The sequence below is a fragment of the Blautia sp. AF32-4BH genome (assembly GCF_003460565.1).
In the GTDB taxonomy this organism is placed as follows: domain Bacteria; phylum Bacillota; class Clostridia; order Lachnospirales; family Lachnospiraceae; genus Fusicatenibacter; species Fusicatenibacter saccharivorans.
On the sequence record NZ_QTVL01000003.1, the window covers coordinates 119644 to 136869 of the forward strand.

General features: G+C 48.3%; 11 protein-coding genes. 10 read left to right on the forward strand and 1 reads right to left on the reverse strand.

What is annotated here, in order from left to right; all coding sequences use genetic code 11:
• Window positions 1-3: 3 nt before the first annotated feature.
• Genes DWZ44_RS05275 through DWZ44_RS05285 form a run of 3 tightly spaced genes read left to right on the forward strand, consistent with a single transcriptional unit; the run spans window position 4 to window position 4894 of the window.
• Window positions 4-1245 (forward strand): rhamnosyltransferase WsaF family glycosyltransferase, encoded by a 1242-nt coding sequence (locus DWZ44_RS05275; protein ID WP_242991109.1) that lies wholly within the window; start codon window positions 4-6, stop codon window positions 1243-1245.
• Window positions 1226-2659, forward strand: a complete 1434-nt coding sequence (locus tag DWZ44_RS05280; RefSeq protein ID WP_117509230.1) for an ArnT family glycosyltransferase — start codon at window positions 1226-1228, stop codon at window positions 2657-2659. Before DWZ44_RS05275 ends, DWZ44_RS05280 begins: the two co-directional genes overlap by 20 nt.
• Before the next feature lie 21 nt (window positions 2660-2680).
• Window positions 2681-4894, forward strand: a complete 2214-nt coding sequence (locus DWZ44_RS05285; RefSeq protein ID WP_416388055.1) for a glycosyltransferase — start codon at window positions 2681-2683, stop codon at window positions 4892-4894.
• Window positions 4895-5088: 194 nt separating this feature from the next.
• Here the strand turns inward: DWZ44_RS05285 and DWZ44_RS05290 are convergent, their stop codons facing one another.
• The gene (locus tag DWZ44_RS05290) at window positions 5089-6396 is read right to left on the reverse strand and encodes a D-alanyl-D-alanine carboxypeptidase family protein (RefSeq protein WP_117509229.1); all 1308 of its coding nucleotides are present in this window, start codon (window positions 6394-6396) and stop codon (window positions 5089-5091) included.
• 251 nt (window positions 6397-6647) lie between these two features.
• Here DWZ44_RS05290 and DWZ44_RS05295 point away from each other — a divergent pair, with 251 nt between their 5' ends.
• From DWZ44_RS05295 to DWZ44_RS05325, 7 genes are all read left to right on the forward strand, one after another.
• Window positions 6648-8480, forward strand: coding sequence for a glycosyltransferase family 2 protein (locus DWZ44_RS05295; RefSeq protein WP_117509228.1), 1833 nt, complete (start codon window positions 6648-6650; stop codon window positions 8478-8480).
• On the forward strand, window positions 8468-9442 hold the full coding sequence (locus tag DWZ44_RS05300) for a glycosyltransferase family 2 protein (protein ID WP_117509227.1): 975 nt from the start codon (window positions 8468-8470) through the stop codon (window positions 9440-9442). The genes DWZ44_RS05295 and DWZ44_RS05300 overlap by 13 nt, the downstream gene beginning before the upstream one ends.
• A 150-nt stretch (window positions 9443-9592) precedes the next feature.
• Window positions 9593-11002, forward strand: a complete 1410-nt coding sequence (locus DWZ44_RS05305; protein WP_117509226.1) for an undecaprenyl-phosphate glucose phosphotransferase — start codon at window positions 9593-9595, stop codon at window positions 11000-11002.
• An 18-nt stretch (window positions 11003-11020) separates the two neighbouring features.
• Window positions 11021-12217 carry an LCP family protein gene (locus tag DWZ44_RS05310; RefSeq protein WP_117509225.1) on the forward strand — a complete coding sequence of 399 codons (1197 nt, stop codon included), beginning with the start codon at window positions 11021-11023 and terminating at the stop codon, window positions 12215-12217.
• A 22-nt stretch (window positions 12218-12239) separates the two neighbouring features.
• Window positions 12240-13193, forward strand: a complete 954-nt coding sequence (locus DWZ44_RS05315; protein ID WP_117509224.1) for a glycosyltransferase family 2 protein — start codon at window positions 12240-12242, stop codon at window positions 13191-13193.
• Window positions 13194-13366: 173 nt separating this feature from the next.
• Window positions 13367-15193, forward strand: a complete 1827-nt coding sequence (gene glmS, locus DWZ44_RS05320; protein WP_117509223.1) for a glutamine--fructose-6-phosphate transaminase (isomerizing) — start codon at window positions 13367-13369, stop codon at window positions 15191-15193.
• 145 nt (window positions 15194-15338) lie between these two features.
• Window positions 15339-17060: a trypsin-like peptidase domain-containing protein gene (locus tag DWZ44_RS05325; RefSeq protein ID WP_242991108.1), complete on the forward strand. Its 1722-nt coding sequence runs from the start codon at window positions 15339-15341 to the stop codon at window positions 17058-17060.
• Window positions 17061-17226: the final 166 nt, after the last annotated feature.

The following is a 17226-nucleotide window of genomic DNA, read 5'->3' on the forward strand; positions in this document are numbered from 1 at the left end:
AACGTGAAAAAACCAAATGTGGCATACCGTGCGTTACGGTATCTGAAGAATCATGGATTAAAAGAAACGATTGAGCGCGCAAAACAGGGCAATGAGCCGGCTGTACCGCCGAAGAACAACGTCATCGGATTTTACAGATTTGTCGTAGACAACGATCCGATCCCGTTCAATCAAAAAGAGTATGAGAAACATAAAAACGACAAGAAAAAGATCCTGAATTGGGTTGTACCGGAAATGGGACCTGGTTCCGGCGGTCATACCACCATTTTCCGTTTTATTTCCAACCTGGAGCGCCTCGGTTTCCACAGTAGAGTTTATCTCTACATGTCCCCGAATTTTCAGGATAATGCGTCCATCCGCAAATTCCTAAAAGAGTACTTCCCGCTTCTTGTGCCGGAAGTAGAAGTTTACTGCGATGTATCCCAGATGAAATTTGCACATGCAACCGTAGCAACCTCCTGGACCACCGCTTACTACGTAAGAAAATTCCAGAATACGATTTCGAAGTTTTACTTCGTACAGGATTTCGAGCCGCATTTCTATGCACACGGTTCGGAGTATGAGTTTGCAGAGAACACGTACAAGATGGGATTCCGAGGAATCACAGCAGGAGACTGGCTGCGGGATATCATGAGAAATGAATACGGCATGCAGGCAGACAGCTTCCATTTCTCCTACGATGACAAGGTATATCAGCCGAAGGAAAAGCAGGACAACGAGAAGAGAGTTTTCTTCTATGCCCGCCCGGTTACCCCGAGACGTGATTTTGAGCTCGGTATGCTGGCACTCAATGAGCTGTGCCGCAGAATGCCGGAGATCGAGGTTGTTTTCGCGGGATGGGATGTCAGCGGCTATGAGATTCCGTTCAAACACAGAAATTTAGGTGTCGTAACACCGCAGGTGCTGGCAGATTCCTATGCGATCTGTGATATGTGCCTTGTTATTTCGAATACCAACCTTTCCCTCGTACCGTTCGAGGTTATGGCCTGCAACTCGGTCGCTGTCTGCTCCAAGGGTGCAAACAGCAGTTGGATGGTAAATGAGGAAAACTCCATTCTGGTTGACTATGATCCGATCCAGATCGCAGACAGAATGGAATATTACTTCAACCACCCGGATGAGCTGGCTACAATCCGCAAAAAGGGAATGGATTTCGTAAAGGGAACCTCCTGGTACAAAGAAGCCGAAAAAGTTTACGCAAGTATGCTAAAAGGAATTGAGGAAGATGAGAAAAAACTGCAGTAAGGATGTGAGCAGAGAACGCAGAATCGAGATTCTGTTTGTATTCGGCGTATTCCTGTTTTACTTTTTGTGGTCCTGTACGCAGCGATACAATTTCTCGTCGGATGAATCAATGCGGTATCAGATTCCACAGTTCATTTATGAATATGGGAAGCTTCCGCGGGGTGACGAACCGCTGATTCGGAATGAGGATTGGGGGATTTCCTATGCATTCAATCCGATTCTCTCCTATATGGCATCTGCAGTTTTGATGAAGGGGATGAGCCTGTTTTCCACGGATGAGTGGATGCTGCTCATTTCCGCCCGTTTTGTAAATGTTCTGCTGGGAGCGCTTACTGCCTGGGTGGTCTTAAAGACGGCAAAGCTGTTGTTTCCAAGACGCTACGCATGGATGTTTACGACTCTGGTGGTTTTCCTGCCGGGCAATGTGATTTTATATTCCTATGTCAACTGCGACGCGCTTGCAATGTGTTCGACGGCCATTATCTTTTATTCCTGGGTAAAGGCGTACAAAGAGGGATGGAGCTGGACCACGTGTGCGGTATCGGCCGTTGGAATGGGAATCTGTTTCTTGTCGTATTACAATGCGTATGGATTTATTCTGATGACGTTTTTCTACTTTGTGGGAACGATGCTGACGGACCAGTCGAAACCGGTCAAAGAACGATGGAAAGAAATGATCCAAAAAGGTCTTTTTATTTTGGTGATCGTCTGTGTCATTGCTCTGTGGTGGTTTATTCGAAATGCTATTCTCTATGGAGGAGATTTTCTGGGACGCCAGGCATCGAGCGCAAGCGCGGAACTGTATGCAAGATACCAGTACAAGCCGTCGCACAGCAAGACCTTCCAGAAAAAAGGAGGCTCCATGTTGCATATGATCTTCTATAAGCCGAGTTTTCTGGAACATGACTGGCTGGTAACAGTGCTGTACAGCTTTGTCGGCGCGTTTGGCTACAATAAGATTTATCTTTCCACGATGATTATTGTTCCGTACCTCTGCTGTCTTCTTGTCGGTCTCATTCTGATGCGGAACTGTTGCCAGAGAGACTTTTTCTTCTGGAATGCAGACGGCACGCAGACGGCTCTTACCGGAAAAACGAAGAGAAAATGGAGTAAACTGGGATGGTTTACCTGGGCTAATGTGTTTGCCCTGCTGATCCCGAATTATCTGAATGCGTATTACTCCTACAGTTCTGATTTTCAGCCGCAGGGACGATACAGCATGCCGATGCTGATTCCGCTGATGTATTTCGTGACGAAGGGTGTGCAGGCGTTCCTGAAACGGGAGAAAAAACTACAGAAGTATGAAAAATTGTTCTGTATTCTGGTCTGTGTGGCGGCAGCGGCATTAGCGGCATTTACTTGGGCGAGAATCATCTATCCGATGTACTTGCAGAACTACTACGGATTGCGGTAAGCGGAACAGAGAAAGAAAGCGGTGAAACGTTTGGAAAAAATTTCAGTGCTGACAGCAAAATTAAAAAAAGCTGTTGCAGAAGAAGGAATCGGCGGTCTGGCTGGGCGTACGAAAGGGTACCTTGCGCGGGCAAAAAAAGAAAAAGAGTTTCAGAGAGAAAAATCCCGGGTCTACCGGGATATTCTCTTTATCAGTGGCTGCAATGAACAGCTGCCGCATCCACACCGGTACCGCGTGGTGCATCAGATGGAGCAGCTGGAGGCAGGCGGATATACGTGTGATACGGTTTATTTTCAGGAGCTGAAGCCCTGGATGGTACGTTGCTACGGCGCGTTCGTGATTTTCCGCTGCCCGATGACGGACACCCTGCGGGAATTTGCCACAATGGCAAAGCAGATGAACAAGCCTCTGTGGTACGATGTGGATGATCTTGTGATCGATACGAAATACACCGATCAGATTCCGTTTCTCGACCGGATGCAGCCGGAAGAACGGCAGGCATACGATCAGAATGTCCGAAACATGGGCGAGCTGCTTTCCCTCTGCGATGCGGCGGTTACGACGACAGCGGCGCTGGCAGAAGAACTGAAGCAGTACGTACCGGAGGTGCTGATCAACCGCAACTGTGCGTCAGATGAGATGCTGCTACTGTCCGAGGCGGTGTTAAAAGAAAAACAGAAAAAGAACGAAGCAGATGGAACGGCGAAAAAAGTACGCCTTGGCTATTTCAGCGGCAGTGCGACGCATCTGGACGACATCGAGATGATCGTTCCGGTGTTGAAACAGTTGCTTGGCAAAAATCCGAACCTGGAACTCCTCATCGTGGGAATTCTGGAACTCCCGGTGGAGCTGAAACTGTTTGCTTCCCAGATCCAGATGGAGGGCTTTGTCGATTACCAAAAACTGCCGGAGCGGATTGCGTCGGTGGATATCAACTTGGCTCCGCTTACCGATACGATTTTTAACCGTGCGAAATCGGAAAATAAATGGGTGGAAGCGGCTCTGGTGCAGACTGTGACAGCAGCCAGCAATCTCGGCGCTTTTGCTGAGATGGTACAGGATGGAGAAGACGGCGTACTCTGCCGAGACGAAGCGGAGTGGTTGGAAAAACTGCAGTGGCTGATCGACGACGAACCGGCACGAAAAGCCATTGCCGGACGGGCATATGGCCGGTGCAGCCGCGAGTGTGTCACAATCTTTCATGCCACCGGGATTTGCGAGTGGGTGGAGCGCCACTGGAATCTACGCTGTGCCTTTGTGCTTCCAGCGATGGAGATCAGCGGAGGCATCCGCGTTGCACTTCTTCATGCGGAAATGCTGGTAAAAGCAGGAGCGCAGGTCAGCCTCTTTACTCTGGAAGGGGAGGCGGAGTGGTATCATGAGGGTGATTTCCATTTTCCGGTGCTGTCGGCCGAGCGAGAGAAACTGCAGGGAACGCTGGATCTTGCGGTAGCGACGATGTGGAATACCGCAGAGTTCGTCGAACAGTCCAGCAAGATCCGAAAGAAAAAATATCTGGTGCAGAATTTTGAAGTTGGATTTTATCCGCCGGGAAGCCCGTACCGGATCGCAACTTCGGCGACTTACCGGATGAGGAGCCCGATGGAGTACGTAACCATTTCCAAATGGTGTCAGAACTGGCTGCGGGAGGAATACCATACCGAAGCAGCCTATCTTCCGAACGGCATCGATCCGTCCTTCTATCCGAAACGGGGGCGGGATCTGCAGGGAAAAATTCGGATTCTGATCGAGGGAGACTGCAGCGCGGAGCATAAAAACGTGGACGAGAGCTTCCGTATCGTGGAACAGCTGGATCTGGAAAAATTCGAGATCTGGTACATGTCCTACAATGGAAATCCGAAATCCTGGTACCGCGTGGACCGCTTTTTACACCGGGTTCCATATGAAAAAACACCGGAAGTCTATGCGGCGTGTGATATCCTGCTGAAAACAAGCCTGCTGGAAAGCTTTTCCTATCCGCCGCTTGAGATGATGGCGTCCGGCGGCTACGTCGTTGCTGTGCCGAACGGTGGCAATCTGGAATACCTGAAAGATGGGGAAAACTGTATTCTCTATCCGCAGGGAAATCTCGCGGAGGCAAAAGCGGCGATTGAGCGTATTCTGACAGATGCGGAACTGAGGAAAAAACTGGATACGGGAGCAGAAGAGACGGTAAAGGAAAGAAACTGGAAAAGAATCGAACCACAGATTTTAGAACAGTATCTTGGAAAATAAATAAGCAACAAAAAGGGCTGTCGCACTAGCAAATATTTCTGGCGGTAGCTCTGCGTTATACCCAAATGGCATCGAAATCGGTTGCGTTTTCGATGCCATTCTTTACTTCTTATAGGAAAGTTCGACTTCCGTCGAACTCTTGAATCAGGATCACCCGTTGGACGGGAGGTCCTGATTGCTTATAAATTAGAAGATCAGTGTCGTTTGTTTCGGTTATTGCGGCGTCTGTTTCTGCGTTTCCGTCTCTTTTTCGCGTTGTTGATCACGACAATGATCAGAATCAGAAAAGCGACACCGTTCAGGCCAAGCAGAATATAGAGCAGTGTGGAGAAAAAAGAAATTTTCTTGGTTTCTTCCGGTGTTGGAATATCTGTGCTGTCGGTTTCTTCTGATGAATCGGAGGAAACCGAAGAACTGTCGGAAACAGTACCTGGAGCGGAAACCTCGGCTGTTCCGATGAAGTGATCATCGAAAAAATACTGGCGGGTGTACGGTTCCTCAACGGAAGCGCCGTCCGGATCGGTGTAGGTTGCAGTTTCAATTTTCGCATCCTTTGGAAGCGTTACCACACCGGAAAGACTTTCCTTTTTTGCGTTCTTCAGGGTATAATGTGTAAAATTATCATAACCGAAATCAAGTACGGTACGGGTATCGTTGATATAATCGAGGTTATCACAGGTTAAAACAACGCAGACCAGCGTCATATTGCCTCGCTTGGCAGCGGTAACGAGTGTGTTGTGTGCCTCATCGGTATAACCGGTCTTTCCGGCGAAAGCACCCTTGTATCCCCACTGACCGTCCTGGAACAGCAATGCGTGGTGGTTCTGAAGATCACGCGGTGTCGAGGTCATATTGGTCGGCTGAATTGTGTAGGTCAGATCGGACTCGATGCGGCAGAAGGTCTCGTTTTTGATGCACTCCTGCATAATGAGTGCCATATCGTGTGCACTGGTGTAGTGGTTCGGATCTGGCAGACCGTTTGCATTGACAAAATGGGTATTCGTGCAACCAAGTGCAGCGGCGCGTTCGTTCATCATGGCGGCGAAACCTTCCTCGCTTCCGGCAATGTCGATGGCAAGCTGTGTGCAGACCTCATTTGCCGAGGCAAGAAGAATCGCGTGAAGAGCATCCTCCACTGTGATCGTTTCGCCAAGCTGAACGTTGATGCGGGCATTTCCCGGAATGGATTCGCTGACAGCATGTTCGCCGAAGGTAACGGTGTCGGTCATCTGCTTGTTTTCAATGATCAGCAGAGCCGTCAGAATCTTGGTGATGCTGGCAGGATAGCGCTGCTCGTCCATGTTTTTATCGTATAAAACAGCACCAGTATCGGCATCGAGTAAACAGACAGCGCCGGAATTGTTTTCCGGTCCTTCGGGCCAGGTGGTGACTGTTTTTTTATCGGTTGTGGCAAAAATCGTCTGCGGGAGGCAGGACGCGGCAAAAACAAAAGCAAGCAACAGGCATAAAAATGTGCGGGCTGCAGAATTCTTTCTAATCATAACTCACTCCTTCTGATCCAGCGGGTACAGCTGCATAAGACTGTCCGGGCAGCGGATCTCTCTAAAATGTATTAGACACACTTTTATTATTATAACATAAAGCGAGCAGGGAAGAAACACATAATTTCTTAATATTTTCAGTCGGGATTTGCAAAATGCAGTAAAATAGAGTATAATGCGAACGAGTTCATACGGAAAAAACAAAAAACCTGAAAAACAAAAACCCCAAGGAGTTAAAAAAAGTGTCAGATATGAAATGGCTCCGTTTTATACGGAAATTGAAACCTTACAACATACAGAAGGGACTGCGTTACCTGAAACATTATGGCCCAAAGGAATTCCTGATCCGTCTTTCGGAGAGGATGGAGCCGGAGGAGGTTCCGTACGGACCGTGGCGGGAGCAGTACTGCGCAAAAGAGGAGGACCTGGCGTGTCAGAAAAATCATAAATTTTCTTATTGTCCGAAGATCAGCGTTGTTGTTCCGGCTTACCGTACGCCGGAAATTTTTCTGCGTCAGATGATCGAATCCCTGGAAAAACAGAGTTATGAAAACTGGGAACTGGTGATCGGAAATGCCAGCCCGGAGGATGAGACGATGGCGCGCATCCTGAAAGAGTATACCGGAAAAGATCCGCGCGTAAAGAACGTTCCGATTCCGGAAAATATCGGCATTGCAGAGAATACAAATGCAGCGCTTGCCGCAGCAGCGGGAAATTTCGTCGGTTTTATGGATCACGACGATCTGCTTGCGCCGGATGCACTCTTTGAAATTGCCATCCGTCTGGAAAAAGATCCGTCCATCGATGCTTTTTATACCGATGAGGACAAGGTACGGACCGATCTGTCCGAGTATTTCCAGCCGCATTTCAAACCGGATTTCAATCTGGATCTGCTGCGGTCAAACAATTATATCTGCCATTTCTTCGTTGTACGGCGGGAGATTGCGGAGAAAACCGGCGGCCTTCGTCCGGAATACAATGGGGCGCAGGATTATGATTATATCTTCCGCTGCACGGAAATGGCGGGAAAAATTGTACACATTCCGAGAGTTTTATATCACTGGAGGGTCCACAGCGCTTCCACCGCAGACAATCCGGCAAGCAAGCTGTACGCGTATGAGGCTGGAAAAAAGGCAATTGAGGGAAACCTTGCGCGCTGCGGCGAAGAGGGAACCGTCACACTGCGTTCGGATTATGGCTTCTACGATGTAGATTATAAACTGCAGGGAACGCCTCTGGTTTCGATTCTGATCCCGAACAAGGATCAGGCCGATACGTTACGCACCTGTCTGGAATCCATTAAGAAGTGCATGTATCCATCCTATGAGATTCTGATTATTGAGAACAACAGCACTGAGGAAGCAACGTTTTCCTATTACAAAGAACTCGAAGCACAGGGCATCCGTGTCCTGAAGTATCCAAAACAGGGCTTTAACTATTCTGCGATCAATAATTTCGGCGTCAAAGAGGCAAAGGGAGAGTATCTCCTGTTTCTCAATAACGATATGGAAATCATCACACCCGATTTTATGGAAAAGATGGTATCCAATCTGCAGAGACCGCAGATCGGGGCGGTCGGCGCGAAGCTGTATTACCCGGACAACACGGTGCAGCATGCGGGTATCATCATCGGTATCGGCGGCATTGCGGGCCACGCCTTTTTAGGACTGGCGCGCGGAAGAAGCGGCTACCTGCATAAGGCATCGCTCCAGATGAATGTGAGTGCGGTGACAGCAGCGTGCATGATGATGAAAAAAGAGGTCTTTGAGGAGGTCGGCGGCTTTGAAGAAGAACTGTCCGTCGCTTTCAATGATGTTGATCTGTGCCTGCGCATTGGAAAAGCAGGTTATAAAATCGTATACAATCCGCACGTGGAGCTGTACCATTATGAATCGAAATCCAGGGGAGCAGAGGATGACGAGAAGAAGGTGCGCCGCTTCCAGTCGGAAATCGAATTTATGCGCAGCCGCTGGATTGGGCTGTTAAAGGCAGGAGATCCCTGCTACAATCCAAATTTAACGCTGGCATCGTGGAACTATGGACTGCGTGCCGATGGCAGGGGAGTAAAACCATGGACAAAGTAGCAGTTGTAATACCAAATTATAATGGATACCGATATCTGGAGACATGCTTTGCGGCGCTTGCAAAGCAGACCTTTACGGAATTTACCACATATTTCGTGGACAATGGTTCACAGGATGAGAGCTGTGCGTTTCTGCGGGAACACTACCCGGAGACGAAAATCATCCAGCTCGATGATAACTATGGCTTCAGCCGTGCGGTCAACGAAGGCATCCGCCAGTCGAAGGAGCCGTATGTGATCCTTTTAAACAACGACACCGAAGTGTTCCAGGACTTTGTCGAGCGCCTTTATGAGGGAATCTGTAAAAGAAAGAATGCGTTTGCATGCAGCGCAAAGCTGATTTCCTATCAGGAGCGTGATAAAATCGACGATGCGGGAAATTACTATAATATGCTGGGATGGGCATTCGCAAGAGGAAAAGGAAAACCGGTCAGTGAATTTGAAACGTCCGACCGGATTTTTGCGGCCTGCGCCGGAGCAGCGATCTACCGCCGGGAATTTCTGGAAAAGACAGGACTTTTTGACGAAGAACATTTTGCTTATCTGGAAGATACCGACATCGGCTATCGTGCGCGGCTTTTGGGCTACGAGAACTGGTATGAGCCGTCCGCGAAGGTTTACCACGTCGGAAGCGGAACGAGCGGCTCCCGGTATAACCTCTTTAAAATCCGTTATTCTTCCAGGAACAATATTTATCTGATCTATAAAAATATGCCGGTTTTACAGATTTTGCTTAACCTGCCGGCCTTTATCCTCGGCTTTTCGGCAAAACTGGTCTTTTTTGCATCGAAGGGATATGGAAAAGAATATCTGGCAGGAATCAAGAATGGTTTTTTCATCTGCCGGAAGCCGGAAAACAGAGCAAAAAAGATCCGTTTTGAGTGGAAGCGCCTCGGCACGTATTTTGTCATCGAATGGGAGCTTTTTATCAATGTGTTCCGGAGATTTCTGGAGAGGGCATAAGGATTCTTTCAAAAGATTACGAAAAAGTTAAAAAGTTTACGGAAATAAGAAGAATGTTAGAAAAATATGATTGCTCTTTTTTGGAACTTATTGTATAGTTAGGGGTAGGGAATTTTTAAATCCCGAAAAAAACAGATAAGGTGAACGAATTTGATCAACGATAATCAGAAATATTTTGACCGGATGCACGTTCTGATCGATGCCCTGGTGCTCGCACTTTCCTACGTACTGTCCTGGTACTGCTATGTGCGGCTGGGCGTTATGAATAATCATCCGGAGAGGGGAATTCTACCGCCGGCGACGTATATGATGGCACTGCTCTATATCGTGCCCGGCTATCTGCTGCTTTACTATGCATTCAATCTCTATGCATCCAAGCGTTTTCAGGGAAGACGTCTGGAATTTGCCAATATCTTAAAAGCGAATACGGTTGGATTTCTGGTCTGGCTGGCCAGCCTTTACATGGTGCGCCAGGTTCACTTTTCCCGTGGTATGCTCTGCATCTTCTTTGTGCTGAATGTGACACTGGAAACGATCGTAAGAAATCTGATCCACTATATCTTAAGCAATATGTGGAAACACGGCCGCAACCAGAAGCAGATTCTGATGGTCGGCTACAGCCGTGCGACCGAGGAATACATTGACCGGATCATTGCAAACCCAGAGTGGGGCTATCTCGTCCGCGGAATCCTCGATGACCATGTCAAAGCGGGAACGATGTACCGCGGTGTCAAGGTTCTTGGAAGAATCAACAATCTTTCAGTCATTCTGCCGGAAAACAAACTGGATGAAATTGCCATTACCCTTGGCCTGAACGAATACTTCCGCCTGGAGGAGATCGTTGCCATGTGTGAAAAATCCGGCGTACATACCCAGTTTGTGCCGGATTACCACAACATCATTCCGACAAAGCCGTACACAGAAGACCTGCAGGGACTTCCTGTCATCAATATCCGCTATGTGCCGCTTTCCAACACGTTCAACGCGATGCTGAAACGGATTGTGGATATTTTCGGCGCGTTCGTGGCGATCATTCTGTTCTCACCGGTGATGCTGTTTTCCTGCATCATGATCAAGCTGACCTCACCGGGTCCGCTGATCTACCGTCAGACACGCGTCGGACTGCACAACAAACCGTTTGAAATGTACAAGTTCCGTTCGATGGAAGTTCAGACGGAGGAGAAAGAAAAGAAGGCATGGACCGTGAAGAATGACCCGCGTGTGACGGGATTTGGAAAATTCATGCGCCATACCAGCATTGATGAGCTTCCACAGCTCTTTAACATCTTAAAAGGAGATATGAGCCTGGTCGGACCGCGGCCGGAGCGACCTTTCTTTGTGGAAAAATTCCGGGAGGAAATCCCGCGTTATATGGTAAAACATCAGGTGCGTCCCGGTCTTACGGGGTGGGCACAGGTGAATGGATACCGGGGAGACACTTCCATCCGAAAGCGTATTGACTGTGATCTGTATTATATTGAAAACTGGACGCTGGGACTTGATTTTAAAATTCTGTTCCTGACCTTTTTCAAAGGATTTGTGAATAAAAACGCTTACTAAAAGATAAGGGGAAAAGAGATGTCGAAGAAGAATTACAAAAAGAGCAGAAAATACAAAAAAATGCGCCGCAGAAAAATAATTTTCGGAATTGAAATCACCGTTCTGCTGATTCTTTCCGGAATTCTGTTCGTCTACGCATGGATCAACCGTTCGATGGATAAGATGAATCAGGATACGCTGGACAGCTCCCAGATTCAGATCAACAGTGAAGTAAAGGCAAATACCGATCTCTCACAGATGTCCGGTACACAGGTCATCGCGCTGGTCGGCGTGGATGCCAGAGGTGTGAAAGGCTCCGAGCTGGCAGAAAGCATGAACAGTGACACTATTATTCTCTGTTGTATTGATCACGACAAGCAGGAAATCCGTATGGTGTCGATTATGCGTGACACCTGGATGAATATGGCGAAATATACCGATGAATATTATGAGTTTGACAAAGCCAATTCCGCCTATAACCGCGGCGGTCCGGAGAGTATGCTCTCCATGCTGAATACAAACCTTGACCTTGCACTGACCGATTACGTTACCGTAAACTTCAAGGCACTCGCCGATGCGATTGATGTCTTGGGCGGTCTCGACATCGAGATGACAAATGCAGAGTGTGTTCATGCAAACAACTACAACAGAGAGGTATCGGAAGCACAGGGCGTAGAGTATGAAGCTATTCCGTATGATGAGGACCTTGGGGATGATTACAGCGAAGTACGTCATGTCAGCGGTGCACTTGCAACCTCCTATGCGCGGATCCGTTACGGCGGCGGCGACGATGCGAAACGTACGAGCCGTCAGCGAATCGTCATCAATCTCATGGTACAGAAGATTAAACAGAATCCGACCAAGATTCCGGAGATTCTGGATAAAGTGATGGGAAATGTCAGCACCAGCCTTACCAAAAACGAAATTCTGGAGCTTGGCATGCATGCAGTAACGTACAAAATGGGAACATCTTATGCATATCCGTTCCAGCTGTGTTATGGAGAAAATGTAGAAAGCGCACTTGGCGTTGATGTCGTAATTCCGGTTACACTGGAACACAATGTAAAGGAACTGCACGCTTATCTGTATCCGGCGATGAGCTATGATCCATCTGCAGCCGTGATAGAGTACAGTGACTATATTGCAAGAGAGAGCGGCTACGATGATGATATGATTGAGTATGTACTGAATCAGGGACCGGGCGCTGCAACAGATTCTGTGGTAGCAGGAGATTAAAATACAGGGAGAATACGACAAGATGAGTCAATATACCGTTGATGTCATGATACCAACGTATAAACCAGGGCAGGAGTTCGCAGAACTTCTGCCCCGCCTTTTAAAACAGACTTACCCGATCCGTTCGATCCGGGTCGTGAATACGGGGAAAAAGTTCTGGAATCCGGCGTGGGAGCAGCTTTCAGACAAGATTATGGTGGAGCATATTCAGCCGAGCGAGTTCGACCACGGCGGAACGAGAAGGGAGATGGCAGAAAGTTCAGATGCGGATCTTCTACTTTTTATGACCCAGGATGCCATGCCGTACGATAATGCGTGCGTGGAACATCTGGTGGAAAAATTTTCACTGCCGCATGTGAAGGCGGCCTATGCGCGGCAGCTTCCGCGGGATGACTGCCGTACACTGGAACGGTTTACGAGAGGCTTTAACTATCCGGACGAGAGTGATATCAAGGATGCCGGTGATCTGCCAAAACTTGGTGTTAAGACTTTTTTCTGTTCCAATGTCTGTGCAATGTATGACCGCAGGACATATGAAGAGCTGGGTGGATTTGTAGAAAGCACCTTGTTTAACGAAGATATGATCTATGCCGGGCATCTTGTGCAGGCGGGCTATGCGATTGCCTATGCGGCAGATGCGAAGGTGGTACATTCCCACAATTACGGTTGTCTGGCACAGCTTCACCGCAATTTCGACCTCGGTGTATCCCAGGCACAGCATCCGGAGATCTTTGATGCGTATCCGTCTGAGAGTGAGGGAATCCGTATGGTGAAAAAATCGGCATCCTACGTCTGCAAAATTCATAAGCCGTGGCTGCTCGTCACTTTATTCTTTCAAAGCGGATTCAAATATGTGGGCTACTTCCTCGGAAAACGATACAAAAGCCTTCCGGACAGTGTAATCCGCTGGTGTACCTCAAACAAAACATGGTGGGAATATCACGGAAAGATACGAAAAAAACGAAATAGAAGATAAGTGAAAGTAAAAAACAAAAATAAAAAGATCTTGTAAGTAAATACGAAATGCTCCATAAGGTTGACAGAGAACGGAGCAGAGTGGTAAAAAAGTAAAGAACAAGAAATTAGAAGGCGGCATAACCTGAAAACAGAACAAGGGTGCCGCCTTTTACTGTTAGGAGGAAAAAATCTATGTGTGGAATTGTTGGATATATTGGAACCTGCCAGGCTGCCCCGGTGCTGCTGGACGGATTGTCAAAGCTGGAGTACCGCGGATACGATTCGGCCGGAATTGCTGTATACGATGGAAACAAAATTCAGATGCAGAAAGCAATGGGCCGTCTGAAGGTGCTTGAGGAAATGACACAAAATGGAGCGACACTTCCGGGTACCGTAGGAATCGGACATACGAGATGGGCAACGCATGGGGCACCTTCCGATCTGAATGCACATCCGCATTTCAATAAAGACCACTCGATTGTCGTTGTACACAATGGAATTATTGAGAATTATCTGAAATTAAAGAAAAAACTGATGTCCAAAGGATATGAGTTCCTTTCGGAGACAGATACCGAGGTAATTGCCCATATGCTGGATTACTATTATAACGGCGATCCGCTTGCAACGATCACAAAGGTTATGCACCGTATGGAGGGATCGTATGCACTGGGTATCCTGTTCCGCGACCATCCGGATGAGGTGTATGCGGTCCGTAAAGACAGCCCGCTGATCGTTGGTACAAGTAAGAGCGGAAACCTGATTGCATCCGACGTTCCGGCTGTACTGAAATATACAAGAGATGTCTATTTTCTGGAAAATGAGGAGATTGTCAAGCTGACCCGAGACGGCCTTCATTTTTACAATATCGATGAGGAGGAGCTGCAAAAGGAGCCTACGCACATCGAATGGGATATGAATGCCGCAGAGAAAGGCGGCTATGAGCATTTTATGCTGAAAGAGATGCATGAGCAGCCAAAAGCCGTAAAAGATACGCTGACCCCACGCATCAAGAATGGTGACGTAGTGATCGAGGAGCTTGGCATGACGGACGAAGAGATCCGTGCAATCAGCAAGATCTTTATTGTTGCCTGTGGTTCTGCATATCACACCGGTGTAACCGCAAAATACATCTTCGAAAAGCTGGCAAGAATCCCGGTTGAGGTAGATCTGGCAAGCGAATTCCGCTACCGTGATCCGATTCTGCCGGAAAATACGCTCGTGGTCATCGTCAGCCAGTCGGGTGAGACGGCCGATACCCTCGCGGCTCTCCGCCTTGCAAAAGAAAAGGGCGTGCGTACCCTTGGCATCGTAAATGTAGTTGGAAGTTCGATTGCAAGAGAGGCAGACAATGTCATGTACACCTGGGCCGGTCCGGAGATCGCTGTTGCGACAACGAAAGCGTACAGCACACAGCTTATCGCGCAGTATCTTCTGGCGATGAAGTTTGCCAAAGTACGCGGAACCGTTTCACAGAATGACTTCGATGCAATGATCCAGAGCCTTGAGCGCCTGCCGGAGCAGATTTCCCTGCTGCTGTCCCACAAGGAGAACGTACAGCGTTTTGCCAACCGTTATCTTGCGGCAGAACACGTCTTTTTCATCGGACGCGGCATCGACTATGCAATCTCGATGGAGGGCTCCCTGAAGCTGAAAGAGATTTCCTACATCCATTCCGAGGCGTATGCAGCCGGTGAGCTGAAACACGGAACCATTTCCCTGATTGAGGACGGACGCCTTGTCGTAGCCGTGCTGACCCAGCCGGAGCTCTACAAGAAAACGATCAGCAATATTCAGGAAGTGAAGACACGAGGCGCGTTTGTTATGGCGGTAACGACCGTTGGCAATACAGAAGTGGAAAAAGTAGCCGACTACGTAGTTTACTTGCCGGAGACAAATCCGATTTTTGCAAACTCCCTGGCGATCATTCCGCTGCAGCTCTTTGGCTACTACGTATCGATCGGCAGAGGCCTCGATGTGGATAAACCGAGAAACTTGGCGAAATCCGTTACGGTAGAATAAAAACCGCAGCATAAAATTCCTCTTTTTTCAAAATTATCACAGTTTCAACACAATTCTAACGTACAATAGGCAGTAGAAAATGAAGAAAGAAATAAGAGCACTGTGTATTGGTGCCTGAGATAGAAAAGAGAAAGAGGGATCAGCCATGAGTGAAGAATTCAAAAAAGAAGAAATAAATGGTGAGGCAGCAGAGGAAACCAAAGCTGCAGAGCATACAGAAGAAGTAAAAGCAGAAACGACAGCAGAGCAGAGTGCGGCAGAGACGGAAAAACCGCAGGAAACCGCAGAAGCGCCGAAGGCGGAAGAAAAGAAAAAGACAACCTACAGCTGGGTGAATCCGAAAATCAGCGGAAAGACCGGCGAGGAGAATAACAGCGCTTCCTACACCGGAAAACCGGACCCGTCGGAGGCAAAGGCAGAGCAGACATCTTCTGCAAAGACAGAACATTATCAGTACCAGTCACAGACACAGAGTGCTCCGAAGCAGGAAAAACCACAGTTTTCTGCCGTTCCGCAGCCGCAGGATCACAAAAAGAAAGCGAAAAAACCAATGTCAGCCGCAAAAAAATGGGGCATGACACTTGCCATGGCAGCGTGCTTCGGACTCGTGGCAGGCGGTGTTTTCATTGGGACTGCAGCAGTCGGTACGAAAGTGATCGGTACAGCAACAGAGCAGAAGCAGGAAGTTACAATTCCGACGACCACCACAACAACGGCAGCAGACAGCAGTGATACCTCCGATACCGTAAAAGCAACCGGCGAGATGTCCGTGAAAGATGTTGCATCGAGTGCGATGCCGTCTCTGGTAGCAATTTCTACGACAACGGTGGAAGAAGTTGAGACATTCTTCGGAACCACAAGCCAGGAAGTTCCTGCAAGCGGAACCGGAGTTATTGTCGGACAGAACGACGATGAGCTCCTGATTGCGACAAACAACCACGTTGTCAGCGGTGCAACGTCTCTTTCCGTCAGCTTTATCGACGATGAGACGGTAGAAGGCCAGATCAAAGGTACCGATGCGGACAATGACCTTGCTGTTGTTGCAGTAAAACTTTCCGACATCAAGGACGAGACAAAGAGCCAGATCAAAATTGCCGTGATGGGAAATTCCGATGACCTTGAGGTCGGTGATCAGGTTGTGGCAATCGGAAATGCACTGGGAACCGGCCAGTCCCTGACGAGCGGATATATCAGTGCAAAAGACCGTACGATCTCCAGTCAGGATGAGAGTACCGGCGAGACGATTACTTCTGAGGGACTGATCCAGACCGATGCAGCCATCAACCCTGGAAACAGCGGCGGCGCCCTTCTGAACATGAACGGTGAGCTGATCGGCATTAACGAAGCAAAATACAGCTCCACACAGGTCGAGGGCATGGGCTTTGCGATCCCGATTTCGAAAGCGGAGCCGATTCTGCAGAACCTGATGAACCTGACAACAAGATACAAAGTCAGCGATGATGAGGCTGCTTATATCGGAATCAACATGGCGGATGTCAGCGCAGATGTTTCCCAGAACTACGGTATTCCGACCGGTGTCTGCATCATGAGCGTTGTGGACGGCAGCCCGGCAGCCGATGCGGGCTTCAAGAAAGGCGATGTTATCACCACGTTTGATGGAAGAAGCATCTCGAACGCCAAAGGCTTAAAAGAGACACTGACCTATTATGCGGCAGGCGAGACTGTAGATGTCACCGTACAGCGCGCGGATAACGGTGAGTACAAAGAAGTAACACTGACGCTGACCCTTGGCTCTGCAGCAGATATGCCGCAGACGAGCGGAAGCAGCAACGGAACCACAAACGATGGAACCGGAAGATCCGATCAGAATGACCAGGGTATTCAGAATCCGTTTGGCAACAGATAAAAACTCGAAATAACTATTTCCTAAGAGAAAAAAGACGGACAGCACAGGAATATGAACGCCTGGCTGTCCGCCTTTTTCTGCATTTTTTGATATAATTTTTTGAATTCGTAAAATTCTTAAAAAAGTTGGTAATTTTTAAGAAAGTTTTTACTTGTGACCCTATGGC

Coding starts and splice junctions, on each gene's coding strand:
- DWZ44_RS05280 (WP_117509230.1), top strand. CDS start 1,226: ATGAGAAAAAACTGCAGTAAGGATGTGAGCAGAGAACGCAGAATCGAG.
- DWZ44_RS05290 (WP_117509229.1), bottom strand. CDS start 6,396: ATGATTAGAAAGAATTCTGCAGCCCGCACATTTTTATGCCTGTTGCTT.
- DWZ44_RS05295 (WP_117509228.1), top strand. CDS start 6,648: ATGAAATGGCTCCGTTTTATACGGAAATTGAAACCTTACAACATACAG.
- DWZ44_RS05300 (WP_117509227.1), top strand. CDS start 8,468: ATGGACAAAGTAGCAGTTGTAATACCAAATTATAATGGATACCGATAT.
- DWZ44_RS05310 (WP_117509225.1), top strand. CDS start 11,021: ATGTCGAAGAAGAATTACAAAAAGAGCAGAAAATACAAAAAAATGCGC.
- DWZ44_RS05315 (WP_117509224.1), top strand. CDS start 12,240: ATGAGTCAATATACCGTTGATGTCATGATACCAACGTATAAACCAGGG.
- glmS (WP_117509223.1), top strand. CDS start 13,367: ATGTGTGGAATTGTTGGATATATTGGAACCTGCCAGGCTGCCCCGGTG.
- DWZ44_RS05325 (WP_242991108.1), top strand. CDS start 15,339: ATGAGTGAAGAATTCAAAAAAGAAGAAATAAATGGTGAGGCAGCAGAG.